At 43.6% G+C, this 23343-nt stretch carries 21 protein-coding genes; 5 read left to right on the top strand and 16 right to left on the bottom strand.

The window, feature by feature from the left end:
- Window positions 1-65 precede the first annotated feature (65 nt).
- Window positions 66-1316: a uracil permease gene (gene uraA, locus I6E26_RS02950; RefSeq protein ID WP_235320346.1), complete on the top strand. Its 1251-nt coding sequence runs from the start codon at window positions 66-68 to the stop codon at window positions 1314-1316.
- A 3-nt stretch (window positions 1317-1319) separates the two neighbouring features.
- Window positions 1320-2204 carry an RluA family pseudouridine synthase gene (locus I6E26_RS02945; protein WP_235320345.1) on the top strand — a complete coding sequence of 295 codons (885 nt, stop codon included), beginning with the start codon at window positions 1320-1322 and terminating at the stop codon, window positions 2202-2204.
- A 62-nt stretch (window positions 2205-2266) separates the two neighbouring features.
- Here I6E26_RS02945 and I6E26_RS02940 read toward each other — a convergent pair whose 3' ends face one another.
- Both I6E26_RS02940 and I6E26_RS02935 read right to left on the bottom strand, forming a co-directional pair.
- Window positions 2267-4318 (bottom strand): flagellar hook-basal body complex protein, encoded by a 2052-nt coding sequence (locus I6E26_RS02940; RefSeq protein WP_235320344.1) that lies wholly within the window; start codon window positions 4316-4318, stop codon window positions 2267-2269.
- Window positions 4319-4390: 72 nt separating this feature from the next.
- Window positions 4391-4669, bottom strand: a complete 279-nt coding sequence (locus tag I6E26_RS02935) for a TIGR02530 family flagellar biosynthesis protein (protein WP_235320343.1) — start codon at window positions 4667-4669, stop codon at window positions 4391-4393.
- 319 nt (window positions 4670-4988) lie between these two features.
- On the opposite strand from I6E26_RS02935, the gene I6E26_RS02930 reads away from it, so the two are divergent.
- Both I6E26_RS02930 and I6E26_RS02925 read left to right on the top strand, forming a co-directional pair.
- Window positions 4989-6098, top strand: a complete 1110-nt coding sequence (locus I6E26_RS02930; RefSeq protein WP_235320342.1) for an efflux RND transporter periplasmic adaptor subunit — start codon at window positions 4989-4991, stop codon at window positions 6096-6098.
- A complete protein-coding gene (locus I6E26_RS02925) occupies window positions 6095-9121 on the top strand; it encodes an efflux RND transporter permease subunit (protein WP_235320341.1) in 3027 nt (1008 codons plus the stop codon). Before I6E26_RS02930 ends, I6E26_RS02925 begins: the two co-directional genes overlap by 4 nt.
- An 85-nt stretch (window positions 9122-9206) precedes the next feature.
- Here I6E26_RS02925 and rd read toward each other — a convergent pair whose 3' ends face one another.
- The 5 genes from rd to I6E26_RS02900 form a co-directional block, all read right to left on the bottom strand.
- Entirely contained in the window at window positions 9207-9365 is a 159-nt protein-coding gene (gene rd, locus I6E26_RS02920) for a rubredoxin (protein ID WP_235320340.1), read from the bottom strand.
- A gap of 141 nt (window positions 9366-9506) precedes the next feature.
- Window positions 9507-10358 carry a PHP domain-containing protein gene (locus I6E26_RS02915; protein WP_235320339.1) on the bottom strand — a complete coding sequence of 284 codons (852 nt, stop codon included), beginning with the start codon at window positions 10356-10358 and terminating at the stop codon, window positions 9507-9509.
- 44 nt (window positions 10359-10402) lie between these two features.
- Entirely contained in the window at window positions 10403-11317 is a 915-nt protein-coding gene (locus I6E26_RS02910) for a YitT family protein (protein ID WP_235320338.1), read from the bottom strand.
- A gap of 20 nt (window positions 11318-11337) precedes the next feature.
- Window positions 11338-12384, bottom strand: coding sequence for a GGDEF domain-containing protein (locus I6E26_RS02905; protein ID WP_235320337.1), 1047 nt, complete (start codon window positions 12382-12384; stop codon window positions 11338-11340).
- 227 nt (window positions 12385-12611) lie between these two features.
- A complete protein-coding gene (locus I6E26_RS02900; protein ID WP_235320336.1) occupies window positions 12612-12950 on the bottom strand; it encodes a hypothetical protein in 339 nt (112 codons plus the stop codon).
- Between the two features lie 212 nt (window positions 12951-13162).
- Here I6E26_RS02900 and I6E26_RS02895 point away from each other — a divergent pair, with 212 nt between their 5' ends.
- Window positions 13163-14047 carry an AraC family transcriptional regulator gene (locus tag I6E26_RS02895; protein ID WP_235320335.1) on the top strand — a complete coding sequence of 295 codons (885 nt, stop codon included), beginning with the start codon at window positions 13163-13165 and terminating at the stop codon, window positions 14045-14047.
- A gap of 90 nt (window positions 14048-14137) precedes the next feature.
- Here the strand turns inward: I6E26_RS02895 and htpG are convergent, their stop codons facing one another.
- The 9 genes from htpG to I6E26_RS02850 all read right to left on the bottom strand — a co-directional run bounded on the left by htpG (window position 14138) and on the right by I6E26_RS02850 (window position 23336).
- A complete protein-coding gene (gene htpG / locus I6E26_RS02890; RefSeq protein ID WP_235320334.1) occupies window positions 14138-16093 on the bottom strand; it encodes a molecular chaperone HtpG in 1956 nt (651 codons plus the stop codon).
- A 194-nt stretch (window positions 16094-16287) separates the two neighbouring features.
- The gene (locus I6E26_RS02885; protein ID WP_235320333.1) at window positions 16288-17043 is read right to left on the bottom strand and encodes a hypothetical protein; all 756 of its coding nucleotides are present in this window, start codon (window positions 17041-17043) and stop codon (window positions 16288-16290) included.
- 247 nt (window positions 17044-17290) lie between these two features.
- Window positions 17291-17788 carry a CinA family protein gene (locus I6E26_RS02880; protein ID WP_235320332.1) on the bottom strand — a complete coding sequence of 166 codons (498 nt, stop codon included), beginning with the start codon at window positions 17786-17788 and terminating at the stop codon, window positions 17291-17293.
- Complete coding sequence (gene rimO, locus I6E26_RS02875; protein WP_235320331.1) at window positions 17781-19112, bottom strand: 30S ribosomal protein S12 methylthiotransferase RimO; 1332 nt, start codon at window positions 19110-19112, stop codon at window positions 17781-17783. Before rimO ends, I6E26_RS02880 begins: the two co-directional genes overlap by 8 nt.
- A 37-nt stretch (window positions 19113-19149) precedes the next feature.
- Window positions 19150-20175 carry an ABC transporter substrate-binding protein gene (locus I6E26_RS02870; protein WP_235320330.1) on the bottom strand — a complete coding sequence of 342 codons (1026 nt, stop codon included), beginning with the start codon at window positions 20173-20175 and terminating at the stop codon, window positions 19150-19152.
- 96 nt (window positions 20176-20271) lie between these two features.
- Window positions 20272-21426 carry a cell division protein FtsZ gene (ftsZ, locus tag I6E26_RS02865; protein WP_235320329.1) on the bottom strand — a complete coding sequence of 385 codons (1155 nt, stop codon included), beginning with the start codon at window positions 21424-21426 and terminating at the stop codon, window positions 20272-20274.
- 103 nt (window positions 21427-21529) lie between these two features.
- Window positions 21530-21862, bottom strand: coding sequence for a small basic family protein (locus I6E26_RS02860; RefSeq protein WP_235320328.1), 333 nt, complete (start codon window positions 21860-21862; stop codon window positions 21530-21532).
- On the bottom strand, window positions 21859-22554 hold the full coding sequence (locus I6E26_RS02855) for a DUF881 domain-containing protein (RefSeq protein ID WP_235320327.1): 696 nt from the start codon (window positions 22552-22554) through the stop codon (window positions 21859-21861). The genes I6E26_RS02860 and I6E26_RS02855 overlap by 4 nt, the downstream gene beginning before the upstream one ends.
- Window positions 22555-22607: 53 nt before the next feature.
- Window positions 22608-23336, bottom strand: coding sequence for a cell division protein FtsQ/DivIB (locus tag I6E26_RS02850; protein ID WP_235320326.1), 729 nt, complete (start codon window positions 23334-23336; stop codon window positions 22608-22610).
- Between the last annotated feature and the right edge of the window lie 7 nt (window positions 23337-23343).

Below are 23343 nucleotides of genomic sequence, written 5' to 3'. Positions count from 1 at the left end.
TGTGATAAATTTTATAAGGTTTGAATTTATTTTGTTATTAAGTCTAATTGTAAAGGAGTGTTTTCATGTTAGAGAACAATCGTGTTATTCAGGTAGATCAGAGGCCGCCATTACAGAAAACTATTCCCCTGAGCCTGCAACATCTTTTTGCCATGTTTGGCTCCACTGTACTGGTTCCTATTCTATTTAATGTGAATCCAGCTATTGTATTGCTTTTTAATGGTATTGGCACTCTGCTGTACCTATTCCTGTGCAAGGGACGGATTCCTGCCTATCTAGGCTCCAGCTTTGCCTTTATCTCCCCTGTTTTCGCTGTACTTAGTCAGTACAGCTACGAAGCCGCCCTGGGAGGCTTTATTGTGGTAGGTGCAGTATTTGTGGCTGTAGGCCTGGTGGTAAAGGCTGTAGGCACAAGCTGGATAGATTTTATCTTCCCACCAGCTGCTATGGGTGCCATTGTGGCTGTTATCGGTTTGGAGCTAATGCCTGTAGCTGCTGGTATGGCCGGTCTGACCTCCAAGGAGCCTGATTCAGCTACCATTATTGTAGCTGTACTCACCTTGGCTATTACCCTGCTGGCTCAGGTTGCCTGCCGAGGATTTTTGCAGATTATTCCTATCCTTATCGGTATTGTATCAGGCTATATTATTGCCTGCCTCTTTGGCATTGTGGATTTCAGCATTATTGAAAAGGCACCTTGGTTTGCACTGCCTACCTTCTATACCCCTGAATTCAATATGAATGCTATTTTGATTATTCTGCCTGCTGCCCTGGTAGTTATCGTAGAGCATGTAGGTCATCTTATTGTTACCGGTAATATTGTAGGGGCGGACTTGACCAAGGACCCTGGCTTGGATCGTTCCATCATTGGTAATGGTATCTCCACCATGATTTCCGGTTTCTTTGGTTCTACCCCTAATACCACCTATGGTGAGAATATTGGTGTTCTGGCCATTACCAAGGTTTTCAGCACCTGGGTTATTGGCGGCGCAGCTATTTTTGCCATTATCTTGTCCTGCTTCGGCAAGCTGGCAGCAGCTATTCAGAGTATTCCAGCCCCTGTTATGGGCGGTGTATCCATGCTGCTCTTTGGTGTAATTGCAGCTTCCGGTATTCGTGTACTGGTAGAAAGCAAGGTAGATTACAACAAGCCTGTTAATCTTATGCTAACGGCTGTTGTTATGGGCATTGGTGTCAGCACCGCCAGCATTACCCTGGGAACTGTTACCCTTAGCGGTATGTCTTTGGCCACTGTAGTAGCTATTGTATTAAGTATTTGCTTCAATCTTATTAGCAAACTAAGAGGCGAAGCATAATTTATGGATATAACCTATAAGGTTTCTGAGAAAGCTCTGGCCCCTGTGGAGGTCAGGGCTTTTCTTAGAAAGGAATGTGGCTTTAGCCACGGTCTTTGGCGCCGTTTGAAGTGGAATGGCCGTCTCCTGATAAATAATCAGGAGGTGCGGTGTACTACAGCTATGGCTCAGGCTGGGGATGAAATCCGCTGTATTATTCCCGAGGAATCATCTCTGGTGGCTACTCCTATGAAGCTGGATATTCGCTATGAGAATGAATATCTGTTGGTACTGAACAAGCCTACTGGCATATTGGTCCATCCCACAGGAGGAGATTATAGCAATACTCTGGGCAATGGCATTTTGCATTATTATCGGGAAACTGGCCAAAATCTGGATTTTCATCCTGTCCATAGGCTGGATAGAAATACTACCGGCTTGGTAATTGTAGCCAAACTGCCACAGTTGCAGAATATGCTTACCCAGCAAAATGGAGGTAAATTCTTTCATCGCAGCTATTTGGCTATTATTGAAGGGGCTATGCCTCAGCCCCAGGGTACTATAGATTTGCCTATTGCCAGGCATCCAGAAAGCATTATTCAGCGTATCTGTCCCCCTGATGGTCAGGGACAAAGAGCCATTACCCATTATCGTACAATTTGCCAAAGGCAAGGCAGGTCACTACTAGAGCTGCAACTAGAAACAGGCCGTACTCATCAAATAAGGGTGCATTTGGCCTCTCTGGGCCATCCCCTGCTGGGAGACGATCTCTACGGCGGAAATATGGAATATATCCAGCGACAGGCTCTCCATGCCTACCATCTGGAGCTGGACAATCCCCTAACCGCCCAGCACCTCTCCATCTACACCGACCTGCCAGCCGATATGCAGGCCCTATTCTGGGGCTAAATATAATTTCAAAATAAAATCCGGGTTGGCCAAGGCCTTCCCGGATTTTGTTTGTTATGAAATTAACGCTTCATATTAATCAAGGTTTCCAGCAATTCATCGGAAACTGTGATAATTTTGGAGTTGGACTGATAACCACGCTGGGTAACAATCATATCTGTCAGCTCACTGGCCATATCAACATTGGACATTTCCAATGCAGACGGAGTAATAGTTACACCTAAGGCAGATGCAGATTCAATATGAGCCTCACCTGAATTATTAGACTTTTCATACAAGCTACCGCCTGATTTTGTCAGACCAGCCGCATTATTAAACTGAGCAATGGCAACCTGCGCCTCTGTTCTGTGCAATCCATTGGTATATACACCAGTAATTATACCTGAACTATCTACAGATACACTTTTCAATGTGCCCATAGCATTACCATCACTGGAACCATTAATAGATGTACTCCCAGAATATTGTGTAAGACTGCCAACATTTACATTAATTGACTGGTCACTAGGAGGATTTATAACCTCTCCCTTGCTATTTTGAACTTTACCATAATCATAATGCACTTTCAATGTAGCAGAACCGCTGATATAACCGCCTTTGTCATCAAATACAAGATCCGTACTAATAAGATTATAATTTATGGTTCTTTGCTCAGAATCTGTAACACTTACACTAGAACCGCCATTTCCCAAAGACATGGACCATGTATTGTTAGCTTGCTTGGTAAATAATATAGGCACAGAATGTTCTCCACCAAGGCTGTCATAAACAGTTGCCAATGTTGTATACGATGGATAAAAATTATCTCCCTGATTGTATTTAACCTGCGTCAAGCCCGTTAAACTCTTTCCATCACTTGTATTAACAGTGACAGATTCTACATCGTCACCTTTATGACTAACAGCTTTTACATCACCGTCTGCGGTGTGCCCCTTATATATATAATTGTTATAATTTTCTTTTGTTATCTTTGGATCTAAGGTATTTGATTCAAATTCATACTCAGTTCCATCAGAACGATGAATTTTCGAAGTTGCTTGTGGTTCAATTCCTTCTATAGGAAATTTAAAACTTGCAGTATCTCCATCTTTGTATGTCCAAATATTTCCTGGCGGAATAGTTATAGTAACTTCTGTCCCTTTTTTCTCTACTGGCAAATCAAGCTTCAACGTTAATCGTGTCTCACCTGTATCTGGTCCAGATGTTGTAACACCTTGATTTACTATTGTTCCTGTTAGAGTAATTTCGTTATCAATAATATGGTTGCCAGTAGTATAGTTAATTTCTCCCAAACCTTCAACCTTATTTTTTAAAGAATTTGTTTCACTTAATGTAACATTAGCTGGCCCCTCTACATAAGCTACTTTCTGAGCAAATAAGTCTTTTCCATATAGTGAATCCCCCGTTGTAAAATCATAGGCAGCATTAGCATCAAGTGTTATATGCTTATTTGTAGTTGTGTCTAAAATTATTGTAGGAGGATTTGGCACATAATTTGTTACCGTCTTGCTAGTACCATCTGCATATTTAACCACCATGTTGGATATTGTATATCCTTCAACATTGGCATTTAAATTTTTATCGTAATTAACAGTTGTAGTAGCGGTAGCTCCCATTGTTTTTCCTGCTGGTATATTTATAACGCCCATGTTAGATTCAGTTGTATTCTTGATAACACCATTCTCTGCCATCCAACCGCCAACAAACATACCACTTCCCGGCATAACAAAGTTACCTTTTGCATCAAATTCAAATGCACCATTCCGTGTATAATATAATTCATCGCTATCTATGCTTGGCTTAACTACAAAAAGCCCATTGCCAGAAAGACACAAATCTGTATTTTTGCCAGTATTCTGCACTGAACCATCTGTAAATAAAGTATCAATAGAGCTTACACTGGAGCCTAAACCTATCTGCTTAGGGTTTGTACCACCAGTATTATCTGTAGGAGCTGAGGCTCCGCTGAGTGTCTGGCTTAGTGTATCACTAAAGGTTACACGACTGGATTTGAAACCTGTGGTATTTACATTGGAGATGTTGTTGCCTACAACATCCATACGAGTCTGGTGATTTTTCAAGCCTGATACACCAGAATAAAGTGAACGCATCATAATAAATCATTCTCCTTTGGTCATGACTGTGTTTTCATCTCTGTCAATCCAAAGCCTCCCGTGGGTCCAGCCTTATAGGATTGCTGCACTGTCAATCTTCGTAAAAATATTTTCCTTGGCGCTGTCGCCATCTACGGCAGTTACTACCGTTCTTTCCCTGATGCGGACCACCATTGCAACATCATTTAGATAAATAAGAGACGCTCTGGCACCCTTGGCTGATAGCCTGTCCACCGCCTCATTGAGCTTTTCCATGGCCTGGTGGTCGAACAGGATATGCCGGTCAGACAGCCTCCGCTGGGCATGCTTGGAAAATATAGTTTGCCGGATTCCAATCTGCATATTGGCCATGTTTCTGCCCTCCCTCCTTAATATTTCCGTGTCACTGCCACCTTGCTTCGTCCCTGATTGGCAGCATTAATTTCTCTTAATTAAGAGACACTTCCCCGGATTATGCCACTACTATAACACATTTGCTCCCCCCTAGCAAGACATTTTGTCTAATTCCGAATTTTTAGGCCCATTCTCCTGCCTTGTCCCCTGGCAGCTTTGCAATAATATTACCAAGTTTTCTTCCTAATAAAAGATAATTTAGATTGTGTTGCCGTGGATTTTTTGCTACAATTGAAGCATAGTATTTATTGAATTTGCTCAAAGAAGGGGTTAGCGTATGAATAAAGTAATTTCTATTTTATTATGTATCCTGATTCCCCTGGCCTTAACCGGATGCGGAAATCAGGAAACAGCCACAGAAAAGGACCCTCTGGTCAAAACACAGGTAGTTGCTCTAGGCAATGACGAAGCCTCTGGCTCCTACCCTGGTGTAGTCCTGGGACGCTACGAAACCAATATGTCCTTTCAGGTGGGAGGCCGTATTCTCCAGCGTTACGTTCAGGCTGGGGACAGAGTCCATGCTGGGGATGTGCTTATGTCCATTGATAACAGAGATGTACTACAGCAGGCCAATCAAGGGGAAGCTCAGGTTGCTGCAGCCAAGGCTCAGCTAGAGCTTAGCCGTACCAATTTGAACCGCTACAGCACTCTCTATGCTCAGGATGCTGTACCTGCCAGTGTATTGGATCAGTACCAGACTGCCTATGATGCTGCTCAGGCCTCCTACAATCAAGCTTTGGCGGCAGCCAATCAGGGGCAGAACGCTCTAGGCTATGCCAATCTGGTAGCCGCCTCTGACGGAGTAATTTCTGCTGTCAATGCAGAGGCTGGTCAGGTAGTAGGCGCAGGTCAGGTGGTACTTACCCTGGTTCAATCTCAGGAACTGGAGGTAGAAATCAATGTGCCAGAAAGCCGTATTGCTGATGTTACTGTTGGCAAGCAGGTAGTGGTTTCTTTCTGGTCTTTAGACAATCAGACTGTTGCCGGTACTGTACGAGAGGTATCTCCTATGGCTGACAAGGTAGCAGGCACCTACAAGGTGCGTATTTCCCTGCCTCAGCCACCAGCCGGTTTGCATTTGGGCATGACTGCTACCATTACCATAGCCGGCTTGAACACTGTAACTAATAAGCCAGCTATACAGCAGGGTGATGATAATTTTGCCATCCTGCCAATATCTGCTATTTACCAAACTAATAATGCACCACAGGTATGGGTTGTTGATAAGGACAATTTAACCCTAAGCCTCAAAGATGTACAGGTAGAAGATTTCGCCAAGGACAAGCTAAAGGTTCATGGTCTTAGCAACGGAGATATTGTGGTCATAGCCGGTGTGCACAAGCTGCGAGAGGGCACAAAGGTTAGACTGGCGGAGGAGAAGTCATGAGAAATCTCACAGAAGTATCCCTCAAAAACCGGGCTCTAGTCTGGTATTTTATTATCGTCACTGCCATTGGCGGCATATTCTTCTACTTTAAGCTAGGCCGCATGGAGGATCCTAACTTTACCATCAATCAGATGGTAGTTACTGCTGCCTGGCCTGGGGCTTCTGCTGACCAGATGGAACAGCAGGTAACAGACAAGCTGGAATCCAAATTTCGGGATATTCCCGGTGTCAAGGAAATCACCAGCAATACCAGAGCTGGTACCAGTGTAGTCTATGTCACCTTGCGGGACGATGTGGACAGATCCACTATCCGAGATACCTGGCGGGATGTCCGAGGCTTTGGCAATGATGTGCAGTCTGAGCTGCCCTCCGGTGTCTATGGCCCATATTACAATGATAGGTTTGACGATGTTTTTGGTTCCGTCTATGCCATCACTGGTGATGGCTATTCCATGGAGGAGCTAAGACAGGCTGCAGAAAAAATTCGCCGTCAGCTAGCCACCATTGACAAGGTACAAAAGGTTAAGCTGCTGGGGGTACAGACCGAAAAGGTTTATGTAGAAATCGAAAGTGCCAAGCTGGCTGAGCTAGGCATCAGCCCCACTGTGCTAGCCAATGCTCTTAAGAGTCAAAATGAAATGACTCCTTCTGGCATGATTGAAACCAGCACTGACAACGTATATCTTCGCTACAGCGGTATCTTTGATGATGAAAATGCTGTCAAAAACACGCCTATTCAGGCTAATGGCAAAACCTTTTATCTAGGAGATATTGCCACTGTAGAGCGCCGCTATGCAGAGCCTGGAGATACAGCCATGTACTACAATGGCCAGCCAGCAGTAGGTATTGCCGTTTCTATGGAGGACGGTGGCAATATTATTACTCTAGGTAATGAACTAAAGACTGCCATGACCAATATTCAGTCCGAAATGACTGCTGGTCTGGAAATTCATCAGGTATCTGACCAGCCAAAGGTGGTAGAAGAATCTATTGATGATTTCGTCAGCACCCTGCGAGAGGCGGTTATTATCGTTTTGGCCGTTAGCTTCCTAAGTCTTGGCCTTCGTACCGGCATGGTGGTAGCTGGCTGTATTCCTTTGGTGCTGGCCGCTGTATTCTGCGGTATGTATATTTTCGGTATTGATTTGCACAAGGTTTCCCTGGGTGCTTTGATTATTTCCTTGGGACTTTTGGTAGATGATGCCATTATTGCGGTGGAGCAGATGAGCGTCCAACTAGAAAGAGGACATAGCCGCTTTGATGCTGCCTGCCACGCCTTCCGAGCCACAGCCAAGCCTATGCTTACAGGTACTTTGATTACCTGTGCCGGCTTTATACCAGTTAGCTTCTCCAAGGGTATGGCGGCTGAATTCTGCAGCTCCCTTTTCCCAGTTATTGGTATGGCGCTGGTTATTTCCTGGATTGTCTCCGTCATGATTGCACCTTTATTTGGCTACTATCTCATAAAGCCTGCTGCCAAGGCAGATGAAGGTGAAATGTATCAAAGCCGTTTCTATCTGGCTTTCCGTGGCCTGCTAAACTGGTTCCTGGAGCATAGAAAAATCGTACTGGCCACCACTGCTGGCTTGTTTGCCCTATCCATTGCCATGATGGGTATGATAAAGCAGGAATTTTTCCCGCCATCTATCCGGCCAGAGATTATCATTGATATGGAATTGCCAGAAGGCTCCTCCCTAAAAGCTTCAGGCCAGGCAGCCAGCCGTTTTGCCCAATTCCTGGATGAAAACTCTGAGGAAATCGAAAACTATACCTATTATGTAGGTGAAGGTGCTCCTCGCTTTGTACTAACTGTAGATCCAAAACTGCCTACAGACAATCTATCTCAGTTTGTCATTGTGGCCAAGGATGCAAACAATCGTGATGCTCTTACAGCCAAACTTAGGGATTATTTAGCCGAAAATATCCCAGAGGTAAAAACCAATATTTCCGTAATCCAGACCGGCCCACCAGCCCCCTATCCTATTATGCTGCTGGTTTCCGGCTATGATAAGGATAAGGTAAGGGATATTGCCTCTCAGGTGGCTGATAGAGTTGCTCAGGATCCTAATAATACTGATATAAATATGGACTGGAATGAAAAGTCCAAGGTTCTCCATCTGGAATTTGACCAGGCCAAACTTAGAGCACTGGGGCTTTCTCCTCAGGCTGTAGCTCAGACAGTTTATACAGAAGTTTCGGGTGCTTCTGCCGCCCAGCTTTACTCTGGGGATAGAACCATTGATATTCAGCTAAGATTGGCGGATACAGACAGACAGGATTTGTCCCAGATAAAGAATCTGCCTGTTTACTCTGCTGGTGGCTATGTACCTTTAGAACAGCTGGCCAAAATCTCCTATGAGGCTGAGGACAGCTTAATTAAGCGCAAAAATATGCAGCCTACCATTACGGTACAGGCCAATATCAAGGAAGGTACCGCCAACGATGCCACCCAGAAAGCCTATGATGCAGTAAAGGATATTCGGGATGAACTGCCCTTTGGCTACAAAATTACCGTAGGTGGTTCTCTAGAGGACAGTGAGGATTCTATGAAATACCTGCTTATACCTATTCCAGCCATGATTTTTATCATCATGACTCTCCTGATGTTCCAGCTCCGCAATGGCAAGGATATGATACTTACCCTGTTGACAGCTCCCTTGGGACTTATCGGCGTGGTGGCAGGTATGCTGCTTCTCAATCAGGCTATGGGCTTTGTAGCTATTCTTGGTGTTATGGCGCTTAGTGGTATGATTATCCGCAACTCTATTATTCTAATTGACCAGATACAGAAGCATATAGAAGCTGGAGAAGCTCCTAGAGATGCCATTGTAGATTCGGCTGTACTGCGCTTCCGTCCCATTATGCTGACAGCGGCCGCAGCTATTCTAGGCATGCTGCCCTTGATGACCAGCAGCTTCTGGGGACCAATGGCGGTAGCTATTGCCAGCGGTCTGCTGATTGCAACTATTCTTACACTACTGGTACTGCCAGTTATGTATGCTGTAACCTACAAAATCCATTAAAATACAAATAAAAGAGGCTGTTCCACTTGTGACAATCAAATCACAAATGGAACAGCCTCTTTTTTATTAACTTGCTATTTACGGCTTACTGCTCAGAGAACTGATCCTTGCCTACACCACACAGTGGGCAGACAAAATCCTCTGGCAAATCCTCAAACTTGGTGCCTGGCGCAATACCGTTATCTGGATCACCAGCTGCCTCATCATAAACCCAACCACATACGTCGCATACATAAGTTTTCATAAAAATCCCCTCCTAAATAATAGCACTTATTAATTACTATTTATCTTATACTTTCTTTATGAAAATAATATGAAAGTCTTCGTTGCTAATTCCCCGATTGTATCTCTATGCCAGCATATTTTACCTTAACAAAAAGAAAAATTATCTGCCACAAGTCTGACGGATATGCTCAAAAAATGCATAAGGGGTATTCATATTATGATGATAGCCTGTGCCTAACATAATATCTGCTCTATTGGCGCCATGAAAATCAGTTCCCCCCGTAGGCAGCATGTGATACTTTTCAATCATATGGAGAGCAAAAGCCTTATCCTCCTCAGTATAATTAGGATAGTACTGCTCCATACCACACAGGCCAAAATCCAACAATTCCTTAATAGAGTCCTCCTGTTCAGCCCTGCTCTGTCCCTTTAGACCAATTTGTTTGTGGAAATGAGCCAAAGAGGTTACACCACCAGCCTGACGAATAATCGGCAGAGCTTCCTGAGCTGATACATCATCTCCTACGCCTACTTCCAATACAGCAGGGTTCAGATAGGTATCCCAGATATACTGTATGCTGTCAAAAAGATGCATATTCACAATGGTGCGCATAATAGCATATCTATCCAAATGTACAGAGGCATACTGCCGTACCATTTCCATATCTATATCAATGCCCTTACGGCCAATAGCCTCCACCACATCAGCCATAGAGTCCTCCTTGATATAGCGAACCTTCTTGTACAGCTTCTGAAATTCTGGATTCTGACGGTCAAAACCTAGGCAAACCACATGAATCTTGTGGCCCTGATAGGAGAGGCTCATTTCCATACCATTAATAAAATCTACTCCCTGCTTGACAGCCTCGGCTGCTGCTTCATCGGTGCCAGCAATGGAATCATGGTCAGTTAAAGCAAAGGCCTCTACGCCGGATTCCTTGGCCAATACTGCCAATCCCGCCGGAGTATAGCTTCCGTCAGAAACGGTGGAATGTACATGTAAATCTATCATAATCAACACTTCCTATATTTTTAAAGCTAAGTATATTATAAACCCTATACTACCTTGTATTCAACCTTATCTGCCTCATGAATAACTTCCTTAACAGCAGGGGCCTTTGGCTTGCTAAAGCCCTTCCCCATAACCTCGCTGGCTGACATAATAATCATAAAGGCATTGGGATCTATATCATTGGTGATAAATTTGATTTTTGCTACCTGGGTTAGTGTAACCGCTACGAAAACCACATCCCTTTCCTTATGAGTAAAGGCCCCCTGACCGTGGAGAAAGGTAACACCTCGTCCCAGCTCCAAAATAATATCCTCCGCAATCTGCTCTGCTTTTTCAGAGACAATCAACACCGCCTTACGGCTGTTAAAGCCTGCTATTACCTTGTCTGTTACCGTAGCATTAATAAACATCATAATCAATGTAAACATAGCTGGGGCAACGCCAAAGAGAAAACCTGCCACCACCATAATCATGCAGTTAAAGGCAAAAATTACGCCCCCCATATGTAAGGCATAGAATTTCTTCACAATAGCTCCAATAATATCGAAGCCACCGGTACTGCCATCCATACGGAAAACAATGCCATAGCCTATACCGTTAAATACACCGCCAAAAATCGCCGCCAGCATAACATCATCCAAAGGGGCATAGGCATTAAGAAATCTGGTAGCATCCAGACAGAAAGAAAAAATAGCCGTGCCGATAATAATATCTATGGTATATTCCCGCCCCATTAGCTTCCAGGCTGCTATCAGCAAAGGTATATTGTAAAGAAAGGTCTGCAAACCTATTGGCAAACCAGCCAAATAGTAAAAGATAATGGCAATACCTGTGGCACCACCAGTCAACAAATGAGATGGTACCAAAAAAAGATTAATGGAGCAACTGGCTATTAAACATCCCAGACTAACTCCTGCATACTGCTTTAATTTGTGTTCAAGACTTCTCTTGCGAATCATAATATCTCCTATTTATTCCCCTAACGTCTTCCCCTGTTTTTAACAGCTAATTTATTCTGATACATATCATAATCAGCTCTTTCAAACAACACCTTCATAGTTACATTTCCCACATAGCATGAGGTATGTGCTTTTCCCACAGCATAGCTGATTTGAATAGAATTGCTGCCCTGGTTAAAGGCCCTAATATTTTCATTTAATGTAGCAATTATTTTATTCATGTCTGAAACTTCCGAATCAGATAGAATCACGATAAATTCATCCCCACCAAAGCGACCAATAAATTGATTGTCCGGCACTGACAATCTCAGCATTCTGGCAAAATTAGAAATCATGCTATCTCCGGCAGCATGACCTAAAGAATCATTAACCTGCTTTAGATTATTCATATCAAACATGAGAAATCCCACATGCTTGTCCAGCCATTGCTGATCCTGCAATTTCTTTTCACAGCTGCTTTTGTTGGCCAGCCCTGTTTGAACATCCACATATGCCGTAGCCGAAAGTTTTTTATATTTACTTTGCATCCGTCTGGACTGCAAATGATAAATTGCCAAAATAATCAGCAATATCACCACATTGACAATCATACATAATTCTAAAAGCTGTAATCTATCGGCTATTTTCTGACTGTACACTTCGGCATCGCTTACCACCTGGTCTGCCAAGATGAAATAGTTTTCACTAATAGGCAGCAACTTGGTATTGGTATAATGCCCTTCCCGACTTTTAGCAATTTCCTGTTTTAGCTCCTGCCAATAATTTGCCAACTCTGTCAAATCATTCCGATATTTTACATCATCCAATTGAACCAGCTCATACTTGCCCCCGCCATTTTGCAGTCCAGCCAATATATCATCCAGGTTTTCTATCAATCTATCATTGGGAGAACCTACTATCTCCAGTTTAACCACTCGCTGAGTGGCTCCCCGTACCAAGCCAGTATAATTTACTACCCTGGCTGTACCCTGCAATAGATAAATATTATAGATAGTTGAAAATATCAAAATGCTCAATGTCAAAATCAATAATGGTTCGAGATAATTTCTTAATTTTTTTATAAGCATACCATTTCCCCCCCCGAATCTACTTTTGCCAGATTATAATATCATACTACCCCAAAATATTCAATATACAAAACTCCTCCACCAATCTGTCTGTATTTATCACTTTCCAGACAGGCAAAAGGGACTGCCACATAGAATGTGACAGCCCCCTGCGTCAGTTATACAATTTTGCCAGTTCTAAGCTCCAGTTGGAACTGACAGGTATATAGCACATATATTTAATCTTATCAGCCAGCAATCTGCAACTGCTGTACTGGCAGAAGCTTCTGAAGGAAATACTCGGTAACATGCAACTCAGTGTAGTGCATCCCCTCTGCTGCGTCCTTGCCCATAGCCGCATTAGCTACCTGATAATCATCAACAGAGAGAAGCTGATAGCTGCCCTGACCATCTACGGCAGCAATAATCTGCTCCAAGGACTTGTCCACCAGCAAAATACGATCAGCACCTACACCATGACGATAGCTGGCCAAGGCAGCCAAACCCTTATTTTCAATGGTAATCATGGCGGTGTCAATAACAATATATTCAACCTTGTTATAATTATAAATATCAGCTTTCAGCATGATGCTCTCCCCCTTGAATCTCTTGTATTATCTATTATGACCAGGATTTATTTCCTTGCTCCATATCTCTCAACTCTGGCTTTATTATAGCAGGCATATTTTACACATAATATAAAAATAATGCTGTTTACATTGCAAAAAATGCTGTATAATAAATTTATCTAAATAAGAAATACCAAATTTTCTATTCTAACAGGGAAAGGCACAATATTATGGCTAATGATTCTGAAAACAAAATACAAGCATATGACAAAAAGGGATATCTTCATCAAGGCTTCCGAATTTTTCGGTTGCAGGATTCCTCTATGGAGGATATTCCCTTTCACTATCATGATTTTCACAAAATAATCTTTTTTCTCAAAGGAGAGGCTGCCTATATTATTGAGGGCAAAACCTATCCTCTCACCGCCAGAGATATTCTCTTTGTCAGGGCAGGAGAAATTCACAAGCCTGTAACCTATCCTGACAAAACCTACCAGCGTATTGTAGTCTATATTTCTCCCCTTTACCTGCAAAAGCTGGGACAGGGCAAATATCCTCTGGAACAATGCTTTGACAAATCCCAACATATGGACAGCGTTATGCATGCCCCTGCCGGCCGTAGTCACGACCTGCTTTTTCATATGGACAAATTGGAAAGGGTTAGTCAACAGCAGGACTTTGCCAACGAGCTATATACCCAGGTATTATTTACGGAGCTAATGATTCTTATTAATCGGGCCATTCTGGACAAAGAATTGGAAAATCTGACAGAAATCACCTATGATCCCCGCATTCAGCAGCTGCTTCAATATATTAATGAGCATCTGGCGGAGGATTTGACCATTGACCTTTTGGCAGAAAAATCCTTTACCAGCCGCTTCTATATGATGCGGAAATTTAAGGCTGATACAGGCTGCAGTATTCATCAATATATCAACAGCAAACGGCTTCTATTGGCCAAAAGACTGCTTACTACTACAGAGCTGCCTATTACCCAGCTTTGCTTCCAATGCGGTTTCAAGGATTATTCCTCTTTTTCCAGAGAATTTAAGCGCAGTTTTGGCATTACCCCCACCGAATTTCGCAGCAATTCAGCTGTAAGCTTAGACTCGTAATAAATATAAAAGGGACTATACCTCTTGCTTGACATAGCAAAGGCACAGTCCCTTTTCTTACGCTGGCTTTTAATCCAACACCCTATAAACTTATTTAGCCATTAACTTGGCAACCTTGTCGGCAAAATCTACTGGGTTCTCAGGCATAATTCCTTCGATAATCAAAGCCTGAGTGTACAGCAAATCGCAATAATCCTTGAACTCTGCATTGTCCTTGCCATTGGCATGGAGAATCTGCAGCTTGGCAAAGAGGTCATGCTTTGGATTCAGCTCCAAAATCCTCTTAGCCTTGAACATTGGATTGTCCATGCTAGCAAAGGTATGCTCCATAGAAAGGCTTGGCCCCATAGCATCTGCAACCAAGCATACAGCGCTGGACTTCAAGCGGGAACTGATTTTAACCTCGGATACCTTGTCCCCCAAAGCTTCCTTAATATCCTTAACCAGCTGATCGTTGGTCTTGGCAATTTCCTCAGCTTCCTTCTTAACCTCCTTGGATTCAGCATCATCCAAATCCAAATCACCACGGCTAATGGACTGGAACTCCTTGTCATCATATTTGCGAATGGTTTCAATCGCAAATTCATCGACAGGATCCAGCAGATAGAGAACCTCCAAGCCCTTGTCTCTCAACAGCTCCATCTGAGGCAATTTCTCAATAGTATTTCTGTCAGTACCAGTAGCATAGTAGATTTTCTTCTGGCCCTCTGCCATACGGCCTACATACTCTTTCAGGGAGATTTGCTTACCATCCTTGGAAGAAGCAAAGAGCAGCAGCTCCTTCAGCTTGTCTACCACACTGCTGCCAGTATACATGCTGTTGTAAATACCAATCTTCAAGGATTTGCCATATTCTGCCCAGAACTTCTCATATTTCTCACGGTCATTCTTTAGCATACGCTCCAGACTCTTGAGAATGGTCTTTTCCAGATTCTTGCCAATGGTTTTCAGCTCGCGGCTCTGCTGCAAAAGCTCACGGGAAATATTCAAGGATAAATCTGGAGAATCTACCAGGCCCTTTACAAAGCCCAGATAATTTGGCAGCAAATCCTTGCATTTATCCATAATGAATACATGGCGGGAATAAAGCTGCAGCCCTGGCTCATAATCTGCATGATACAGGTTAAATGGTGCCTTAGCTGGAATGTACAGCAAGGAGGTATATTCTACATTACCCTCAGCCTTGTTGTGGAAAACCTCCATAGGCTCTTCCCACTCATGGAACTGATTCTTGATAAATTCCTTGTATTCCTCGTCCTTAATATCATTCTTGTTCTTGGTCCACAAAGGCTGCATGGAGTTAAGAGTCTTAATCTCTACCTTGGTAATAGGCTCCGCACCCTCAATAGGCTTGCCCTCGTCATCTCTAGGAGTTTCCTGAGTCTCAATATTCATCTTGATTGGATAGCGGACATAATCGGAATACTTCTTTACCAAATTCTGGAGATTCCAGGTATCAAGGAAGTTCTCCTCTGCCTCATCACCATAGAACTCCTTGCCCAGAGTAATGGTAATATTGGTGCCGCGACCTTCCTTCTCGCACTCCTCAATAGTATAGGAACCATCACCAGTGGACTCCCAACGCACAGCAGCAGTCTCACCAGCCTTGCGGGTAACAACAGTAACCTTTTCTGCTACCATGAAAGCAGAATAGAAGCCTACACCAAACTGACCAATCAATTCCTTATCGGTAATCTCTGCATTATCCTCCTTGGCTTTCTGGAGCTGCTCCAAAAATGCCTTGGTGCCGGATTTGGCAATAGTACCAAGATTCTCAATTACTTCTTCCTTGGTCATGCCCAGACCATTATCAGAAATAGTCAGAGTGTGGCTGTCCTTATCCGGTACCAGGAAAATCTCATAGTCCTCATTGCCCTCCAGAATATCTCTGTTCTGAAGAGAAGCAAAATGCAGCTTGTCAATAGCATCGGAAGCATTGGAAATCAACTCCCGCAGGAATATCTCGTGATTGGTATAAATGCTGTGAATCATGAGATTCAGCAGTTCCTTAGTTTCTGCCTGAAATTCATGGGTTGTCTTTGCCATTTGGAATTATCTCCTTTATATAAAATATTAGTTAACATAGTTTTAGCACTCTATATGCATGAGTGCTAACTTCATGATTTATAATACATCAAAAAGTCAAAAAAATCAATAGGCAAAATAAAAGAAAACTGACCTTCCCTCAACAATTTGATTTGTCTGGGAAAATCAGTTTTCTCAAAATATCAGATACCTAGTTATTTCTTTTTGCTTTTTTTGTCACTATTTTCAGCCTCAGACTTTGCCTTGCTATAGCCAGAGGTTGGCCACTGCTGCAGAGTATAAATACCAGCATTCATAAACTCCTCCACATCACGCTTCTGGAGGCCGCCAGCCTGTATCAGTCCCAACATAAAATGTCCGCCATACTGACCTGGAATAAACAGCTTCATCATCTGGTTTTCAGCCACAGCAATAGAATCCATAACCCCATCTCCATCGCTATCAACCTCTACCTCCTTGGCGGTAGGGCCGGCAATACCATAACGATAACCCTCTACCTGACTGCCATCATCATTGCGGTTAGCAATCTCCACAATCTGAGCATATTCCAAGCCATAATTAGCTGCAAAATCCTTTAAAAAGGCCTTTGCTTCATTCTCCTGCATAGTGCCAAGGTTTTCTGGTACTACCTTATTATCATAGCCGTTAATACAAATAACCCAAGCTTTTTTAATATTGTCATAGCTGCCGCTATAGAGCAATACATCCCCCTTGTCCTGCTCATTATAGGCACTGGCTGGAATCACCTTGGGCTTTACTGGGCAGAGAATGCTATAACCATAGCGCTGGCTGGTGTGCTTGTGCGTAAAAACAATCTGATCCTTCTGAGAAGTGGCAGACGGTGGCTGTTTTGCTGGTGCCTCCTCAGCAAAGGCAGCCACAGGCAGAACCAACACGGATATGGTCACAGCCAAGGTCAAAACCTTGGCAACAAGCTTATTTAACTTCATTTTTCATCCCTCCATATGAAAATTAATAGATACATTATGTACCTTAGATGAACACTATAACCCCTACATTGTTCAAAGAAAATGATTTTTCATTTTCTTTCAATGGGGTTTCAATGAGGGTGAAGATATTAACTCCACCCTGTCATTAGCACAATATCCCGCCGCCTATAGAAGTAGGGAACATCGGACACCTCATTATAATATATGGGGTATCTAAAAATAACCTGAAAAGGAAATTAAAATTGCATTAAACTTCCTCCAGATAGTCCTTCACCATAGACAAAGCTTTTTCTGTAGCAGCCCAGCGCACCTGCTGTCTATCTCCAGCAAATACATTGCGGGTAACCCTGGTGCCTGCCTGACCTGCCACAGCAATATATACCAAGCCCAGTGGCTTATCCGGAGTATCGCCCCCAGGACCAGCAATACCAGTAATGCCGGTGCCAATATCTACATGAAGGCGCTTTCGCACTCCCTGGGCCATCTGGACAGCCACCTGAGAGCTAACTGCCCCTACGGTATCCAACACCTTGGCCTCTACCCCTAGCTGCTCTATTTTCACCTGATTGCTATAGGAAACAATGCCTCCCTGAACATAGGCAGAGCTGCCTGGCACAGCAGTAAGTCTGCCCATAAGCAGGCCTCCCGTACAGGATTCAGCACAGGCTATAGTATTATTTGACTTTTGAAGCATTTTTCCCACTACTATTTCCAGTGAATCTGCTCCTTCATCCAATTTAAACATCAGCCAGCTCTCCTACTAAATCCTCAGTAAAGCCCTGTAGGATACGAACCTTTACCATATCTCCCACCTTACTGGTGGTATCATCTTCAATATATACATTGTCATCCACATCATCAGCCTGACGATAGCTGCGGCCATAAGGCATACCTTCATCAGTATGGCCCTCTACCAGAACCTCCAGCACCTGTCCCTCTAGCTGCTGGTTCAGTTCCTGAGAAATCAAGCTCTGGGTTGCCTTCAAATCATGGTATCTATCCTCCATAATTTCCTCTGGCACCTGATTTGGCATTTCTGCTGCTGCAGTATCCTCCTCCTTGGAATAAGTAAAGATACCTACATGGTCAAAGCGCTGTTCCTCCAAAAAGGCCTTTAGCTCCTGATATTGTGCTTCTGTTTCTCCAGGGAAGCCCACAATAAAGGTAGAACGAATAACTACACCAGGAATGCGCTGTCTCAGCTTGGCCAGCAAAGTTGAAATTTCTTCCTTGGTATCTGGTCTATGCATGGCCCGAAGAATTTCATTGTTAGCGTGCTGGAGAGGAATATCCACATATTTAACCAGCTTTTCCTCCTGAGCAATCAAATCTATCAGCTCATCAGTAAAGAATTTTGGATAGCTATAAAGAGTCCGCAGCCATTTTATATCCTTAATCTGGCACAAATCCTTGAGAAGTGCTGCCAAACTAGGCTTGCCATATAAATCATGACCGTAATTAGTGGTATCCTGAGCGATAAGCACAATCTCCCGAACACCCTTATCCACCAGCTGCTGTACCTCCTGATGAATATCCTCAATGGTACGGCTTCTAAATTTGCCACGAATCAAAGGAATAGCACAGAAAGCGCAACGATTGTTACAGCCCTCCGCAATCTTAACATAGGCTGTATAGGCTGGCGTAGTAGGAATACGAGGTACAGAGGCATCGTAGATAATCTCATTCTGGCTGTTAATCACTACCCGATTACCTGCCAAGGTTTCGTTAATAGCCTCCATAATACGATTCCAGGAGCCAGTACCAATAATACCATCTGCCTCTGGCAGATCATCCAAAAGCTCCTGACCATAACGCTGACCAAGACAGCCTGCAATAATAACGGATTTGCACTTACCCTTGCCTGGCTCCTTGTATTCTGCCATATTCAAAACTGTGGTAATGGACTCTGTCTTGGCAGATTCTATAAAAGCGCAGGTATTCACAATCAAAATATCTGCCTCTGCCGGATCATTTACCAGCTCTATACCGTTTTGCTGAATAATGCCCAGCATAACCTCTGTATCTACAAGATTTTTCGAGCATCCCAGACTAATAAATCCTGCTTTCAAATCTACGAATCCTCCTTATATATCTTTAGCAAATTTATCAATTATTTATTCTTACCTGCTTCACCCATTTATCCAGCAATTCCTGCCGTTTTTCCTTTGGAAAATCAGCCAATTGATTGAATAGAGATGGATTCCGCACTGCCAGCTGTTTATAAGCCAAGGTAGTAGGATTGCAGGGAATAAAATAAAATTTATTGCTCTGTAAAACCAACATGGCTTCATCTGTTAACAGCCAATCGGCAAATTTCTTGGCCTGCTCCCCGTGAGGCGCATCCAGAAGGATGCCTGTGCCAGTTAGCATATAGGCGGTACCCTCCACAGGCTGAATTATCTTCAAAGGATAGCCATCCTCTATATAGCGCAAAATTTCGCTCTGTACAGCCACCGCTATATCCACCTCTCCCATACCTGCCATACGAACCGGGGTGGATAAATATTTGGCATATTGCACCACATGAGGGTGAATCTGCTGCAACATAGCCAAAGTTTTTTCCTCCCCCAATTGGGCTGTAAGGAAGAAATACAAATTAGCCGCGCTTTCTGCTGCCAGAAAATCTGTAATGCCAATGCGGATATCTGGCTGCTCTGCCAAATCCTGCCAGCCTAAAGGAAAATTGGCTGTCCGCTGCATATAATCCTTGTTGATACAGAACACCACAGGATCATACCAGGTGCCAGTCCAATAATCATTTGGATCCTTTAGCTTGTTGCTGACGGAATCCCCATGAAGAGAGCCATAGGGCACCAGCCAGCCTTCTCCAGCTGCCCGCCGCAGAATACGGCTATCTGTCAAAACCATATCTCCTTTGCCTGGCTTCTGTATTTGCTTAACTATATCATCCTCAGACATGGGCATAAAATTTACCTTGACATGATAGTTTTTTTCATAAGCCTCTGCCAAATAGCTGACATTTTCCGTTGGCAAGGTGGTATATACTGTAATTTCCCCTAACAGGCTGTTATTTTCCTTATGGGAACCTGTACCGGATATATACATGGTACCTGTAATAACTCCCAGCATAATCACAAAGGAGGTTATGAGCAATATTGTATATCTCCTCATCCTTATCACTCCCATATCCAAAAGAAAATCCTGTAGGCAACCCTACAGGATTTCAACTTGTTTCTATACTGTAGTTCTACAGCATATGAATTTTCCTTACTTACGCATCCATACAGGAATATCAATATTGTTAACAGTAAAGAAATCCTGATTTGGCATACCCTTGTCTGCATTGCTGCCAAAGGTGGAATTGCGCATACCATTACCAGCCTGCTGATTGCTGTTGGCTGGCTGAGTTCCAAAGAACTGATGAGCATCTGTTGGCTGGCTAGGCTGCTGAGCCGTATTATCATCAAAGCGGGTAGCAACAACAGTAGCCAAAATCTTGTCGCCCATGCTTTCATCTACAGAGACACCCCAGACGATTTCTGCATCTACATGAGCAGCCTCTCTAATAGCCTCACTGGCTTCAGTCATTTCAGCCATGTTCAGACGGGATTCCACACCCTTGAAGTTAATAATAACGCTTCTTGCTCCCTGTACAGAAACCTCCAAAAGTGGAGAACCTACAGCAGCCTTTACTGCCTCCAGGCAAGCGTTATCACCAGTGCCCTCACCAATACCCATCAGGGCTGGACCTGCATCGCTCATGATAGTCTCTACATCGGCAAAGTCTACATTAATAAAGCCAGACTCATTAATCAGGTCCGCAATACTCTGAACACCCTGACGCAGAATATCATCTACAGCATGGAAAGCTTCGGTGAAAGGAGTATTTCTGTCAATAATGTTCAACAGCTTTTCGTTAGGAATAGTGATAATACTGTCTACATGCTCAGACAGCTTGGCTACACCCTCCTTAGCACGACGACTGCGCATCAAGCCCTCGAAGCCAAATGGCTTGGTAACAACTGCTACTGTAAGGGCACCAATTTCTCTAGCGCACTCAGCTACTATTGGAGCTGCGCCAGTACCAGTACCGCCACCCATACCAGCAGCGATAAATACCATATCTGCTCCCTCAAGAGCAGCCTTGATTTCATCACGATTTTCCTCAGCAGCCTTGGCACCTACTTCTGGGCGGGCACCTGCACCCTTGCCCTCGGTAGCCTTACGGCCAATCTGCAATCTTACAGGAGCCAAGGACTTTTCCAATACCTCAGCATCTGTATTGATAACGATAAATTCAACGCCCTGAATACCAGAGGATACCATACAGTTAACAGCATTATTGCCACCACCGCCAACACCTACTACCTTAATAACGGTATTCAGATCATCTACATTAAATTCTGCAAAATCAATTCCCACAAAAATTCCTCCACATACCAGCACAATTTATTTCAATATTTTATATTCCACCTATTACATTTTAACATTATATCATTATTCCTGTAATTGTGCTATAAAAAATTTAATGCTTTTTCAACAGATATTGGCGAATCCGTCCCAAATTATTGAAAATTCTAAATCCCAAGGCCAAAAGAGCCACATAATACAAGTCTATTCCCAGATGATCGCCTACATAAACAAGAAATGCTGCCAACAAAGCATTAGAAAAAAAACCGGAGATAAAAATCTTATCATCAAAGTTTCCTTCCCCTGCAGCCCTAAGACCACCAAAAACGGAATCCAAAGAGGCTAAAAGGGCAATGGAAAAGAGTTTGGAATAGGCCACTGGAATGCTCCAGGGCACCAAAAAGCCCAGAGCCCCCCCTAAGGCCAGACCACAAATTGCCAGAATCATTTTCCTTCCTCCTGTTTAGCCGATTTGGTTGCATACTTATAGCTTATTGGATTCTTATAGGCCGGAATCCATACATTATTTGAGCTTTGCAGTGTCATATTGATTCCCCAAACCTTTAGGGTATCTGCCACCCCTCCCCGCATATTGATGGCATTTTCCAAATCATGAATGCTGCCAATAGCGCGAATTTCAAAGGGAGGTGCTGACCGCACATTATTCACTGAAACCGTAGGCCCAGCACATCTTATTTCCGAGGTGGCCGTAAGTCTTTGTCCGTTAATGGAAATAGCCTCTGCCCCTGCCGCCCGCAGTTCATTAATAACCTTAAGCAAATCCTCATCATGCACCAGATAGAGATTCATATCCTCCCCTGCTGTACTTTTCTGGGAGCTGTCATCAATGGTAATCACAATTCCAGGCCCCTCTACAGCGGTGCGGCCAGAGAGTAACACAATATCCTGAGCCATTTTCTGGCTATGCTCTTCACCGGAGCTATTGCGAATATCATTCAGCTCATCTTGCAGGGATTGATTTTCACTCTCCAGCTTCTGTATTCTTTCCGTCAAAACCTCCACACGCTGCAGGGGTTTATTATCCTTAATGTCCTGTGTAGTACGAAATTGTATCGCCAGCATAAAACCCAGAACCATACAGACACAGGCTATGGATAGTCGTCCCTTCTCAAATCTCATCTCCCATATCTCCTTTCTACAAAAAGCTCTCCCACCCTAGGCAGGAGATATACTCATTGACGCAGGCGTACTGAGTATACATCATATCTGGCATCAACGTATTCAATAGGATGCTTGGTCTGCTGCAATTCCTTAAGCACACTAATCGTCACATCCACCTTGTCCGGCAGCTGCTCCAGACTTCCCAAACGAATCTGAACAGAGCCGGCATAAAGCAGAACATCCTGAGGATTGGCAATATTTATCTCCGACAGAGATTGAATACTGCTATCCTCCAGCATGGATAAAAAGCTCAGAACCTTTCTGATATTTTCATCCTCAATAACATCACCTACAAATAAATCTGCCACACTGGCACCGCTAATCATGGGCACAGGCATCTGCCGCAGAGTTCGATGAGCATCCAAAACAATGCCGTCCTTCCCTGCTTCCAGATAGCCATATTCGCATTTTACAAAGGCCAAAGGCACCCGCTCGTTGATTTCTATATTCAACTGGCTAGGAAAGGATCTTTGCACCAAAGCCTGATCTATTCTCAAATCCTTTTCCAGATTCCTGCGTATTTCGTCAGTTTGGAGCTGAAAGAGATTCTCGCCAGTTCTAACACCAGCAATGCGAATAACATCCTCAGGCTGCACGTAGCGACAGCCACTTACATTAATATTTCTGAGGACAAATATAGGTGAAAGGGCACAGGCCAGTACCCCAAGCACCACCACAAGTCCTGTGAGAATTACTGCCACAGAGCTTTGGGAGATAATCTTATGCTTGCGTCCATCCATGCTAATC

The organism is Anaerovibrio lipolyticus (assembly GCF_021531495.1).
GTDB lineage: Bacteria > Bacillota > Negativicutes > Selenomonadales > Selenomonadaceae > Anaerovibrio.
This window is presented reverse-complemented; position numbering and strand designations above follow the sequence as displayed.